13 protein-coding genes are annotated in these 12,413 nt (G+C 71.1%); 12 read left to right on the top strand and 1 reads right to left on the bottom strand.

Annotated elements, in window-relative coordinates:
• Positions 1–3 precede the first annotated feature (3 nt).
• The 12 genes from RPQ07_RS06050 to RPQ07_RS05995 all read left to right on the top strand — a co-directional run bounded on the left by RPQ07_RS06050 (position 4) and on the right by RPQ07_RS05995 (position 11,327).
• Positions 4–807 (top strand): ABC transporter permease, encoded by an 804-nt coding sequence (locus tag RPQ07_RS06050; protein ID WP_313942988.1) that lies wholly within the window; start codon positions 4–6, stop codon positions 805–807.
• Entirely contained in the window at positions 804–2,042 is a 1,239-nt protein-coding gene (locus RPQ07_RS06045; RefSeq protein ID WP_313942986.1) for an MCE family protein, read from the top strand. The genes RPQ07_RS06050 and RPQ07_RS06045 overlap by 4 nt, the downstream gene beginning before the upstream one ends.
• Complete coding sequence (locus tag RPQ07_RS06040; protein ID WP_313942985.1) at positions 2,039–3,070, top strand: MCE family protein; 1,032 nt, start codon at positions 2,039–2,041, stop codon at positions 3,068–3,070. The genes RPQ07_RS06045 and RPQ07_RS06040 overlap by 4 nt, the downstream gene beginning before the upstream one ends.
• Positions 3,067–4,107, top strand: coding sequence for an MCE family protein (locus RPQ07_RS06035; protein WP_313942984.1), 1,041 nt, complete (start codon positions 3,067–3,069; stop codon positions 4,105–4,107). Before RPQ07_RS06040 ends, RPQ07_RS06035 begins: the two co-directional genes overlap by 4 nt.
• Positions 4,104–5,213 carry an MCE family protein gene (locus RPQ07_RS06030; RefSeq protein WP_313942983.1) on the top strand — a complete coding sequence of 370 codons (1,110 nt, stop codon included), beginning with the start codon at positions 4,104–4,106 and terminating at the stop codon, positions 5,211–5,213. Before RPQ07_RS06035 ends, RPQ07_RS06030 begins: the two co-directional genes overlap by 4 nt.
• 71 nt (positions 5,214–5,284) lie before the next feature.
• Positions 5,285–6,376 (top strand): MCE family protein, encoded by a 1,092-nt coding sequence (locus RPQ07_RS06025; RefSeq protein ID WP_313948800.1) that lies wholly within the window; start codon positions 5,285–5,287, stop codon positions 6,374–6,376.
• The gene (locus tag RPQ07_RS06020; RefSeq protein ID WP_313942982.1) at positions 6,376–7,680 is read left to right on the top strand and encodes an MCE family protein; all 1,305 of its coding nucleotides are present in this window, start codon (positions 6,376–6,378) and stop codon (positions 7,678–7,680) included. The genes RPQ07_RS06025 and RPQ07_RS06020 overlap by 1 nt, the downstream gene beginning before the upstream one ends.
• Complete coding sequence (locus RPQ07_RS06015) at positions 7,673–8,206, top strand: hypothetical protein (RefSeq protein WP_313942981.1); 534 nt, start codon at positions 7,673–7,675, stop codon at positions 8,204–8,206. The genes RPQ07_RS06020 and RPQ07_RS06015 overlap by 8 nt, the downstream gene beginning before the upstream one ends.
• Positions 8,203–8,862, top strand: coding sequence for a hypothetical protein (locus tag RPQ07_RS06010; protein WP_313942980.1), 660 nt, complete (start codon positions 8,203–8,205; stop codon positions 8,860–8,862). The genes RPQ07_RS06015 and RPQ07_RS06010 overlap by 4 nt, the downstream gene beginning before the upstream one ends.
• 14 nt (positions 8,863–8,876) lie before the next feature.
• Complete coding sequence (locus RPQ07_RS06005; protein WP_313942979.1) at positions 8,877–9,404, top strand: hypothetical protein; 528 nt, start codon at positions 8,877–8,879, stop codon at positions 9,402–9,404.
• A 16-nt stretch (positions 9,405–9,420) separates the two neighbouring features.
• Positions 9,421–10,143 carry a hypothetical protein gene (locus tag RPQ07_RS06000; protein WP_313942978.1) on the top strand — a complete coding sequence of 241 codons (723 nt, stop codon included), beginning with the start codon at positions 9,421–9,423 and terminating at the stop codon, positions 10,141–10,143.
• The gene (locus RPQ07_RS05995) at positions 10,140–11,327 is read left to right on the top strand and encodes a lytic transglycosylase domain-containing protein (RefSeq protein WP_313942977.1); all 1,188 of its coding nucleotides are present in this window, start codon (positions 10,140–10,142) and stop codon (positions 11,325–11,327) included. Before RPQ07_RS06000 ends, RPQ07_RS05995 begins: the two co-directional genes overlap by 4 nt.
• Here RPQ07_RS05995 and RPQ07_RS05990 read toward each other — a convergent pair.
• Positions 11,310–12,380, bottom strand: coding sequence for an ATP-dependent DNA ligase (locus tag RPQ07_RS05990; RefSeq protein ID WP_313942976.1), 1,071 nt, complete (start codon positions 12,378–12,380; stop codon positions 11,310–11,312). The genes RPQ07_RS05995 and RPQ07_RS05990 overlap by 18 nt on opposite strands.
• Between the last annotated feature and the right edge of the window lie 33 nt (positions 12,381–12,413).

The raw sequence follows: 12,413 nt of genomic DNA, 5'->3' as shown, positions 1-12,413 counted from the left end.
CCGATGGCCGTGCTCAGCCGCCTCGACCGGGCCGGAGACCAGCTCACCTTCTACGTACGGGCCCTGGTCTGGATCCCGAGAACCCTGCGCCGCTATCTCAAGGAGGTGCAACGCCTGCTGGCGGAGGTCGCGTTCGGGAGCGGCGGCCTCGGAGTCGTCGGCGGGACCATCGGCGTGATGATCGCGATGACTCTGTTCACCGGCACCGTCGTCGGCCTCCAGGGATACGCGGCGCTCAACCAGATCGGCACCTCCGCCTTCACCGGCTTCGTCTCCGCGTACTTCAACACCCGGGAGATCGCCCCGCTCGTCGCCGGCCTCGCCCTCTCCGCCACCGTCGGCGCCGGGTTCACCGCCCAGCTCGGCGCGATGCGCATCAACGAGGAGGTCGACGCCCTGGAGGCCATGGGCGTGCGCTCCATGCCCTATCTCGTGACCACCCGCATCATCGCGGGTGTCGTCGCGATCATCCCGCTGTACGCGATCGGGCTGCTGTCGTCCTACTTCGCCTCCCGGTGGATCACCGTCGTCTTCAACGGCCAGTCCGCGGGCACCTACGACCACTACTTCCGGCTCTTCCTCTCCCCGGACGACGTCCTGCTCTCCATCCTCAAGGTGCTGATCTTCAGCGTGATGGTGATTCTCGCCCACTGCTACTACGGCTTCCGCGCCGAAGGCGGACCGGCCGGAGTGGGCATCGCCGTCGGCCGCTCCGTACGCAACGCGATCGTCCTGATCAGCGTCACCGACTTCTTCCTCTCGCTCGCCATCTGGGGCGCGACGACGACGGTGAAGGTGGCGGGATGAACACAACCGTCTTACGCCGAAGGCTTGCCGGAGTGGTCTTCCTGCTGGTGCCCGCCCTCCTGGTGTGGCTGTCGGTCGCCGTGTACGACAAGAAGTTCACCGACGACGCCACGATCACCGTCCTCGCCGGCTCCGTCGGCAACGAGATGCACGACAACGCCGAGGTGAAGCTCCGCGGCGTCGTCGTCGGCGAGGTGCGTGACATCCGCGCCGACGGCAGAGGCGCCCGTCTCACCCTCGCCATCGACCCCGGCCGGCTCAGCAGCATCCCCGCCGATGTCACCGTGCAGATGCTCCCGACCACCCTCTTCGGCGAGCGCTTCGTCGCCCTCGTACCGCCCGCCCGCAATGCCTCGTCCCGCACGCTCCGGGCCGGCGACACCATCACTCAGGACCGCTCCAGCAACGCCATCGAGCTGGAGCAGGTGCTCGACCATGTGCTGCCGCTGCTCACCGCGGTGCAGCCGCAGAAACTCTCCGCGACCCTGACCGCCGTCTCGCAGGCGCTGGAGGGCCGCGGTGACCAGCTCGGCCGCACCCTGGTCACCCTGGACGCGCACCTCAAGAAGCTCAACCCGCAACTGCCCGTCCTCAACCGGGACATCGCGCACCTCGTCAAGGTCAGTCACCTGTACGCGGACGCCGCCCCGGACGTCCTGAAGGCGCTCACCGACTTCACCACCACCACGGGCACCATCGCCGGGCAGCAGGCCGAACTCGCCCGCCTCTACGGCTCGACCACCACCACCGCGCAGGACCTCACCACCTTCCTGCGCCACAACAAGGAGAACCTCATCCGGCTCGCCGCGGTGAGCCGCCCGACGCTGGAGCTGCTCGCCCGCTACTCGCCGTCGTTCCCCTGCACCCTGCGCACCCTCGCCGGCTTCGTGCCCGCCATGGACAAGGCACTGGGGAAGGGCACCGACCGGCCCGGACTCCATGTCGATCTGACCACGGTGCCCTCCCTCGGGAAGTACGTGCCCGGCAAGGACACACCCGTCTACGACGGAGGCGACGGACCGCACTGCTACGCCGTGCCCTACAACGGCACACCGGCGCCCGCCGCGGCGGAAGCGGCCGCACCGAGCCTCGGCCTGCCCAACTCGCCCCAGGAGAACGAGCTCGTCAACGAACTGATGGCCCCCGAACTGAAGAAGGCGCCGCGGGAACTGCCCGACTGGAGCAGCGTCCTGACCGGGCCCGTCTACCGCGGCACGGAGGTGACGCTCAAGTGAAGCGCCGCAGCATCGCCGGGCCGCTGGTGAAGTCGGTCGTCTTCATCGTGGTCACCGTGCTGGCCACCACCGTCCTGGCCGTCAGCATCGCCAACACCGGGGTCGGCGACACGGCCCCGTACAAGGCACGGTTCACCGATGTCACCGGACTGATCGCGGGCGACAGCGTACGGATCGCCGGGGTGAAGGTGGGCCAGGTCGAGTCCGTCAGGGTCGCCGACCGCCGCGAGGCCGAGGTCTCCTTCAGCGTCCGCGAAGGGCGCAAGCTGCCCGTCTCGGTGACCGCCTCGGTCAAATACCTCAACATGGTCGGGCAGCGCTACATCGACCTCGACCAGGGCGCGGGCCCCGTCGGGCAGTACCTGGCGGCCGGCGACACCATTCCCCTGAAGCGCACCACGCCCGCGCTCGACCTCACCCAGCTCTTCAACGGCTTCCAGCCGCTCTTCGAAGGTCTGTCACCGAACGAGATCAACGACCTGGCCTCCTCGATCGTGACCGTCCTCCAGGGCGACGGGGGCACCGTCGACAGTCTGGTGAAGCACGTCGGTTCCCTGACGACGACCGTCGCCGGCAAGGACCAGGTCATCGGCCAGGTCATCAAGAACCTCAACATCGTGCTGAAGACCGTCAACGACCGCGAGGCGGGCTTCGACCAGCTCGTCGACACCCTCCAGCGACTGGTCAGCGGATTCTCCGGCGACCGCAAGCCCCTCGGCGAGGCCGTGGCCGCCATGGGCGGGCTCACCACCGTCACCGCGGACCTGCTGACGGACGGCCGTGCGCCGCTCAAGAACGACATCCGGGAACTCGGCCGTCTCTCCCGGCAGTTGGGCGACAACAGCCCCGCCATCGAGAATTTCCTGCGGAAGACGCCCGCCAAGATGCAGGCCCTCACCCGGCTCGCCTCGTACGGGTCCTGGCTCAACCTCTATCTCTGCGAGGCGAAGGTCAGCGGCGTCACCACGTCGGACGGCAGCACACCGCCCACGGGCATCGGGATCAGCGAACCGAGGTGCCAGGGATGAGGATGACCATGCCGGGCCGTATCAAGCCCATCAGGGAACGCAACCCGGTCGCCGTCGGCCTCGTCGGACTCCTCGTCCTCGCGCTGCTCGGGTTCGCGGCGTTCCGTGCCGACTCCCTGCCCCTCGTCGGCGGCGGCACCACCTATACGGCGGAGTTCACCGAGGCCGCCGGACTCACGGACGGCGACGAGGTACGCATCGCGGGGGTGAAGGTCGGCGAGGTCACCTCCGTCGGTCTGGACGGCGACAGGGTGGCCGTCCGCTTCCGGGTCGAGGACGCCTGGATCGGCAACTCCAGCACGGTCGCCATCGCCATCAAGACGCTGCTCGGGCAGAAGTACCTGGCCGTCGACCCACTCGGCACCACCGGCCAGAGAGCGTCCGAGCGCATCCCCGCGAGCCGCACCACCTCCCCGTACGACGTGACCCAGGCCTTCAACGGACTGGGCGAGACCATCGGGAAGATCGACACCGCGCAGCTCGCCAAGAGCTTCGAGACGATCTCCGCGACCTTCAAGAACTCCCCGCCGAACGTGCGCACGGCCGCGACCGGGCTCTCCGCACTCTCCCGCTCCGTCTCCCAGCGCGACGCCCAGCTCGCCGCGCTCCTCAAGAGCAGCAGACAGCTCTCGCGCACCCTGGACGGCAAGAAGAGCAGCTTCGAGATCCTGCTGGAGGACGGCAGTCTGCTGCTCGGTGAGATCCAGGCCCGGCGCGACGCCATCCATCTGCTGCTCACCGGCACCAAGAACCTCGGGAAACAGCTCTCCGGGCTGGTCGCGGACAACCGTCAGCAACTGGCCCCCACCCTGGCCGCGTTGAGCAAGGTCACCGGGGTGCTCCTGAAGAACCGCACGAGCCTCGACCGGACCCTGGCGCTCGCCGGACCGTACTACCGGCTCGTCGGCAACACCCTCGGCAGCGGGCGCTGGTTCGACAACTACCTCTGCGGACTCGTCCCGCGGACCTATCTGCCTCCCGGCACGCCTCCCACGACCGGATGCATGCCGCCCAAGCCCTCAGGCGGTGCCTCATGAACCTCCGCCGGATCATCGGGATCACTGCCGGGCTCGCGGTGATCGCCGTCGCGGGAGCTTCCGGGGCGATGGCGCTGAAGGAAGCCGAATCCACCCGCGTCACCGCCTACTTCAGCCGCGCCACCGGTGTGTACGAGGGCTCCGACCTGCGGGTCCTCGGTGTCAAGGTCGGCACGGTCGATACGGTGAAACCGATGGGGGACCAGGTGCGGGTCACCCTGCTGCTCGACCGCGACGTCGAGGTCCCCGCGGACGCGCACGCCGTCGTCGTGGCCCCCAGCGTCGTCGCCGACCGCTACATCCAGCTGGCCCCCGCCTACCGCGGCGGCGCACGGCTCGAGGACGGAGCGGTCCTGCCCGCGGAACGCAACGCCATGCCACTGGAGGTCGACCAGCTCTACGCGTCGATCACCGAACTCAGCACCGCACTCGGGCCCAAGGGCGCGAACGCGGACGGCGCGCTCGCGCGTCTCTTCGACACGGGCGCCGCCAACCTCGACGGCAACGGAAAGGCGATAGGCGACTCCGTCGCACAGTTCGGCAAAGCGGCACGCACGCTCGACAGAAGCAGCGGCGACCTCTTCGGCACCCTGGAACACCTCCAGTCCTTCACCGCCATGCTCAAGAAGAACGACGGCACGGTGGCCAAGGCCGAACAGCAACTCGCCAACGTCACCGGCTTCCTGGCGGACGACAAGGAGAACCTGTCGGCCGCGCTCAAGGAGCTCGGCAAGGCGCTCGGCGTGGTGAAGGGCTTCATCAAGGAGAACCGCGCCGGGCTCCAGAAGAACGTCGACGCCCTCGTACCGCTGACCCGGACCCTGGTCGATCAGCGCGCCTCACTCGCCGAGGCGATGGACACCGCCCCCCTCGCCGCCGGCAATCTGATGGCCGCGTACGACCCGGTCCACCGCACCATCAACGGCCGCGCCGACATCAACGAACTCAGCTTCGGCGGCGATCTCGTCAACCCCGACGGTACGCATCCACTGGCCGGCCTGGTTCCCGTGGCGCCGAACCGGCAGAAGGCCCTGCCCGGTCTGCCTCTGCCGCCCGTCGGCACCGTCTACGGCACCCCGGACAAGCGTCGGGGGGCCTCCCGGTGAGGAACACGCGCACGGCAGCCGCGCTGACCGCACTCGCCCTGGGCCTCGGGCTCACCGCCTCCGGCTGCTCGATGCCGGAACTGTCGGGCATCGAGCAGCTGCCGCTGCCCGGCGGCGCCGATCTCGGAAGCCATCCGTACGACATCACCGCCGAGTTCGAGGACGTCCTCAGCCTGGTGCCGCAGTCCGCGGTCAAGGTGAACGACGTCGCCGTCGGCCGCGTCACCGGCATCACCCTCAGCTCCCAGGACTGGTCCGCGAAGGTCACCATGCGCATCAACGGCGACGTGGAACTGCCCGCCGACGCCTACGCCCACCTGGAACAGTCCAGCCTTCTCGGCGAGAAGTACATCCAGCTCTCACCCCCGCCCGCCAGGACGCGGGCGGCGGCCGCCACTCATGCGGCGGCGGGCCCCCTCGCGGACGGCGCGGCCATCCCGATCGCCCGCACCAACCGCAACCCCGAGGTCGAAGAGGTCTTCGGAGCGCTGTCGCTGCTGCTCAACGGTGGCGGCATCAACCAGATCAAGACCATCGCCACCGAGCTCAACAAGGCCATCGGCGGGCGTGAACCCCAGGTCGCCTCCGTGCTCAAGCGGATCGACACCCTGGTGACCAGCCTCGACAAGAACAAGGGCAACATCACCGCCGCCCTCGACGGCGTCAACCGGCTCGCCGCCACCCTCGCGACCCGCAAGCAGCAGGTCGGCCGGGTGCTCACCGGACTGAGCCCCGGCCTGTCCGTGCTGGAACAGCAGCGCGGCTCCCTCCTCACCATGCTGCGCGCCCTCGGCACCCTCTCCGACGTCGCCGTCGACACCGTCGAACGGAGCAAGGCCGACACGATCGCCGACCTCAAGGCACTCGGGCCGACGCTGAAGGCGCTCGCGGACTCGGGGAAGGCCCTGCCCGACTCGCTCCAGGTGCTGGTGACCTATCCGTTCACCGACGAGGTCCTGCGCGGGGTGAAGGGCGACTACCTCAACGTCTATCTGAACGTGGCGGCGGTCCCCGGCACACAGATCATCCCCGAGCTCACACCGCCGGGGGCGCAGGCAACCGTGCGGAGGGGCCGCGACGCGGGGCTCCCTCTTCCCCTTCCGCCCGTCACGACGGCACCTGCCCCGGCGGACCCCGCCACGCCCGCGGAAGGGAGCCGCTGATGCTCACCACCGCCACGCGCCTCAAGAACGTGGCCTTCCTGGTCGTCGCCGTCCTCGTGCTCGGCTTCGTCGGCATCCGCTACGCCGACCTCGGGCGGTACGCGGGACTTCAGGAGCACTACACCGTGCGCGTCCAACTCCCGCACACCGGCGGCCTCTTCACCCATTCCGACGTCACCTACCGGGGCGTGTCGGTCGGCCGGGTCGGACCCATCGAGCTGCGCGAGGACGGCGTCGAGGCCGAACTCCGTATCAAGGACTCGGCACCCCCCATCCCCGCCGACCTGGAAGCGGTCGTCGCCGGTCTGTCCGCGGTCGGCGAGCAGTACATCGACCTGCGGCCGAGGAACAACGCGGGCCCGTACCTGAGCGACGGCGCGGTCGTCGCACAGCGCGACACCCGCGTCCCCGCGCCGGTCACCGACGTCCTCACCAGCGTCGACGCCCTGGCCTCCTCCATCGACCCGGAGTCGCTGCGCACCGTCGTGGACGAGTTCGGTGCCGCGCTGAGCGGACGCGGCGACGACCTTCAGGTGCTGCTGGACAGCGGCGACGACTTCGTCCGTGCGGCCGACCGGGCGCTCCCGGTCACCACGCGGCTGATGAACGACAGCGAGACCGTGCTCCGTACGCAGACCGAGCAGGGGCAGGCCCTCAAGTCCTTTGCGACGGGGGCGAAGGAGCTCGCCGGACAGCTGAAGGGGTCCGATGCCGATCTGCGGCGCCTCATCGCCGCGGCGCCCGACGCGGCCGGCCAGATCAGCGGCCTCCTGCGCGATCTCGATCCCGCTCTCGGGGTGGTGGTCGCCAATCTGCTCACCACCTCGCAGGTCGCGGTCACCCGGCAGCGCGGCATCGAGGAACTGCTGGTCCAGCTGCCTGCCGTGGCCGCCGCCGGATCGACCGCGATCACCGGCCAGGGAGCCCGCTTCGGTATGGCGGTGACGTTCTTCGAACCGCTGCCGTGCACCGCCGGATACGGCGGGACCACCTATCGCAACGGACTCGACACGTCACCCGCCGCGGCACTCAACACCAAGGCCCGCTGCACATCGCCGGCCGGCAGCGGAGTGAACGTCCGCGGCAGCGCGAACGCCCCCGGCGGCGGCGCGGTGCCCGACCCCGCGGTACCCGGCTCCATGCTTCCGCCGGCCGCCGGGACCGATGGAGCCGGCACGGCCCCCGCCCCGGCCGAACGCCTGCCGGGGCTGCTCGGACTGCCGTCGGTCGCCGGCACCCCGCCCGGCCTCGGCGGGCTTCTCGGACTGGAGGCGGGCGATGACCTGGAGGCGGGCGATGACTAGGACGGGGCGACGCTTCGCGGAGCAGCGCGGACGCGTGGTGTCGGGGACGGCCGCCGTTCTCGCCGTCGTGTTCTGCGCCGTCTCCGCATGGGCGTACGGCCAAGCGCGCGGCGACGACTCCCTCGCCCACGCCACCTCGCGCGACGAGGTGCTGTCCGACGGCAAGGAGCACATCGTCCGGCTCACCAGCTTCGACGCCGAGGACCCGGCCGCCGGGAGGCGACAGTGGCTCGACGCCTCGACCGGGCCGCTCCACGACGAGCTGAAGCGGGTGAAGGCGCGGAAGGGCGCCACCGCTCGTACCGCCCGTGCCACGGTCACCGACGCGGCGCTCACCGCCCTCGACAAGCGCGCAGGTACCGCCGAACTGATCGCGACCGTCCGCGTCGAACGGGCCCCGGGGGCTGGGGCTGCGGCAGGTGCCACGGCCGGCAGCGAGCGCAAACGGCTGGAGGCCGTCCTCGCCCGCACCCCGGACGGCTGGAAGGTGCAGTCCCTGAGCGCCGTCCCGGTGGGTGGCGCATGAACAGCGAAGCGGTACAGGCGGAAGCGGTAGAAGTGACGCCAGCGACGACGGGACCGGACGCGGGCACGCACCCCGAAGCGAGACCGGAGACGGGGCCGGAGACGACGGGGCCGGAGGCGGGCACACGGTCGGCAGCGGCGCCGGAGCGCCCGCCAGGCCTCCGCCGCCGCACGCTCGCCGCCGTCGCCCTCCTGCTCGCGCTGGTACTCGGCGGCGCCGCATTCCTGTTCGCCACGGCGCGGTTGAACGACACACCCGCCGCCCGCAACCGCGCGCTGACCGACACCGCGGCCACCACCGAGGTGATCGAGGACGTCAGCGGTGCGCTCACCCAGGTCTTCTCCTACACACCGGCCGGCACGGAGTCGACCCGGCAGGCCGCCCGCAGCCTCCTCGCCGGGAAGGCCGCCCGCCAGTACGGAGAGCTCTTCGGCCAGGTCGAGAAACGGGCGGCCGAGCAGAAGCTGACACTCACCACCCATGTCGTACGGGCCGGGGTCACCCGGCTGACCGGCCACAGCGCCCACCTCCTGGTCTTCCTCGACCAGGTCGCCGAGCGCCGCGGCAAGCCGCCGGCAACCGCCGCCGCCCAGCTGTCCGTCACCGCGGAACTGCGCGGCGGACGCTGGCAGATCGTCGACATCGCATCCCGATAGGGAGGGACTGGACCATGGCAGGGACGAGGAGGAATCCGCTGCTCGCCGCGGCGCTCGCGCTGACGGTCGTGGCGGCCGGGTGCGCGGGCTGGGGCGGCTGGTCCTGGTATGCCGCCGCGCACGACGACTCCGCCGCGTACGCCAGGGAACGGGACCGGGTCCTGACCGCGGGGGAGCAGGCGGTGCTCAATCTCAACACCCTCGACCACCGGGACGTCGACGGGGGCCTCGACTCCTGGGAGGACTCGGCCACGGGCGAGCTGCGCAAACAACTCACCGACGGGCGGAGCCAGTTCGAGAAGCAGATCCAGCAGGCCAAGACCGTCACGAGCGCCCAGGTGCTGTCCGGGGCGGTCACCGAACTCGACGACCGCGCGGGGCGTGCGAGCGTGCTGGTCGCTCTGCGGATCACCGTCACGGCCCCCACCGGCACACCCGCGCGGAAGGAGAGCCGGATGCTCGGCGAGCTCACCCGTACGCCCGAGGGCTGGAAGCTCAGCGCCCTCGGTCAGGCACCCGTCGGCAACACCGCGGCCGAGTGACGAGAGGACCCCGGACATGTCGACAACCCGCCATCTCATCAACCGCCGGAGGCGACTGGCGACCACGGGCCGCCCCGGCACCGCGCCCGGCGACACACTGACCTCCGACCGTCCCGCGACCGCGACCGCGAAGGCCGGAGCCCTGTCGCGGCGGCCGGCCGTACGCGAACGCGGCGCCGTCGCACCGCAGGAGCTCGCCGACGTGAAGCCGGCGGCGGCCCGCGGCAGTCGGCTGCTCGCCGTGCTGTGCGCCCTCATCGTCCTGTCGGGAGGCTTCGCCGCCTTCGCCGGTACTCAGGCGTCCGACCTGCGCGACGAGCCCGCCGTACGCAACGCCGCCCTGGCCGACACCGCGCGCACCAGCGAGCTGAAAGGCCGGGTGACGGCGGCGGTCGAGGCGCTGTTCTCCTACAACTACGCGGATTCCGGCGGCCTCGACCGGGCCGTGAAGGAGCATCTGACCGGCAAGGCCGTCGCGCAGCATGCCGCCATGCTCGCTGCCGTACGCAAGGAAGGGCCCCGCCAGAAGCTCGTCCTCACCACCACCGTCACCGAGAGCGGCGTGGAACTGATCGACGGCGACCGGGCCCGGGTGCTGGTCTTCGCCGACCAGAGCAACACCCGCACCGCGACGAAGGGCGAGACGACCTACGCCGCCGCCATGCTCGCCGTCGACGCCGTCCGCTCCGACGGCACCTGGCGCCTCGCCGCTCTCGACACGTTCGGGGAGGGGTCATGAGGCGCCCGCGCGGTGCGCGCGCCCGCAAGCGACTCGCCGGCAGCGTGGCCGCGGTGGCGGCGATGGCCGCGCTGACCGCCTCCCAGGCACCGGGAACCGTTCCCGAAAAGCCGACCGGCGAGACCAACTCCGAGGCCGCGTACGGGACATGGGCCGAGCCGCCGAACGACGACTCGTACCACACCGAACTGCCGCCTCTGCGTACACCGCCCGGGCCCGTCCGGCCGGGCCGGCGGTCCGGTGGCGTCCAGACCGGCGTCGTGCGGACCGAGTCGGGAATCCCCGCGACGGTTCTCGCTGCGTATCGCCGTGCGCAGACACTGATCGCCCGCACCGATCCTGGCTGCCGGCTGCCGTGGCAACTCCTCGCGGCGATCGGCAAGGTCGAGTCCGGTCAGGCGCGCGGCGGGCGGGTGGACGCCTCGGGCACCACGCTCTCGCCGATCCTCGGCCCGGTCCTCGACGGCAACGGCTTCGCCACCATCAGGGACACCGACAGGGGCGCGTACGACGGCGACCGGCGCTACGACCGTGCGGTGGGGCCGATGCAGTTCATCCCCTCCACCTGGGCGCGCTGGGGCCAGGACGCCAACGGCGACGGACGCAGGGATCCGGGCAACATCCACGACGCGGCCCTCGCCGCCGGACGCTATCTGTGCGCCGGCGACCGCGATCTGACGGTACCCAGGGATCTGGACCGGGCGATCCTCGGCTACAACCACTCGCGGGCGTATCTGCGCACGGTCCTGGCCTGGCTGGACTTCTACCGGTCCGGCGCCCACCCCGTCCCGGACGGCACGGGCGTCCTGCCCGGGAGCCCCGGTGCGGGCGGCAGGACTCCTGCCGTGCGTCCTGTCGGGAAGGGGAACGGGAGCGGTGGAGGCATCGTCGTCGGTCCCACGCCGACACCGGCGCCGACCGTCCGGCCCCGCCCGACTCCCGGCCGGCCTCCGGGGCCGTGGCCGCCCGGCGGTCCCACCTCGCCGCCGCCGACCGGCTCGCCGGATCCGAGCCCCTCGCCCGATCCGACCCCCTCGCCGGATCCGAGCCCGACACCCAGCCCGACACCTTCCGAACCGTCGCCCTGTCCCTCACCCGATCCGACACCCTCGCCCCAGCCGTCCCCGGAACCGTCGCCGAGCGGCAGCCCCGGCGACGATCCCTGCTCACCCCTCCCGGGGTGACAGCACCTCGGCGAGGTCGTACGACACCGGTTCCTCCAACTGGGTGTACGTGCAGGAGGCCGGTTCGCGGTCCGGCCGCCAGCGGCGGAACTGTGCCGTGTGCCGGAAGCGGTCTCCTTCCATGTGATCGTAGGCGACCTCGACCACCCGCTCCGGTCGCACGGCCACCCATGACAGATCCTTCTTGCCCGTCCAGCGGCTCTGCGCGCCGGGCAGCCGGGCTCCCTCGTGGGCGGCCTCCTCGGCCCAGGCCGCCCACGGATGCCCCTCCGGGGAGTCCATGAGCAGCGGCGCCAGCTCCTCGATCAGCTCCGCGCGCCGCTGCATGGAGAAGGCGGCGCAGACGCCGACGTGCTGGAGCGCGCCCGAGTCGTCGTACAGACCGAGCAGCAGCGACCCCACGACCGGCCCGCTCTTGTGGAGCCGGTAGCCCGCGACCACGGCATCGGCCGTGCGCTCGTGCTTGATCTTGAACATCAGGCGTGCGTCGGGGCGGTACGGCACATCCAGCGGCTTGGCCACCACCCCGTCGAGCCCGGCGCCCTCGTACTGCTCGAACCACTGCTGGGCCAGCTCCACATCGGTGGTCGCGGGCGCGAGATGAACGGGTGGCGCCGCGTCCGCCAGCGCGGCGGCCAGCGTCGTGCGCCGCAGCGACAGCGGGGCGTCCAGCAGGGCCTCGTCACCCAGAGCGAGCAGATCGAAGGCCACGAAGCTCGCGGGTGTCTGCTCGGCGAGCATCCGCACCCGGGAGTCGGCCGGGTGAATGCGCTCGGTGAGCTTGTCGAAGTCCAGCCGCCCCTCATGGGCGATGACGATCTCCCCGTCCACCACACAGCGGTCGGGGAGCTGGGCCGCCAGATCAGCGGCGAGCTCCGGGAAGTAGCGGGTGAGCGGCTTGCCCGTACGGGAGCCGATCACCAGCTCGTCCCCGTCCCGGTGGACGATCGCACGGAAGCCGTCCCACTTGGCCTCGTACTGCATGCCGGGCGGGATCTTCTTCACGGACTTGGCGAGCATCGGCTTCACGGGCGGCATGACCGGCAGATCCATATCGCGATTGTCCGGTATGCGGGGGAACTCGGC

Source organism: Streptomyces sp. AM8-1-1 (assembly GCF_032229325.1).
GTDB classification, from domain to species: domain Bacteria; phylum Actinomycetota; class Actinomycetes; order Streptomycetales; family Streptomycetaceae; genus Streptomyces; species Streptomyces achmelvichensis.
This window is presented reverse-complemented; position numbering and strand designations above follow the sequence as displayed.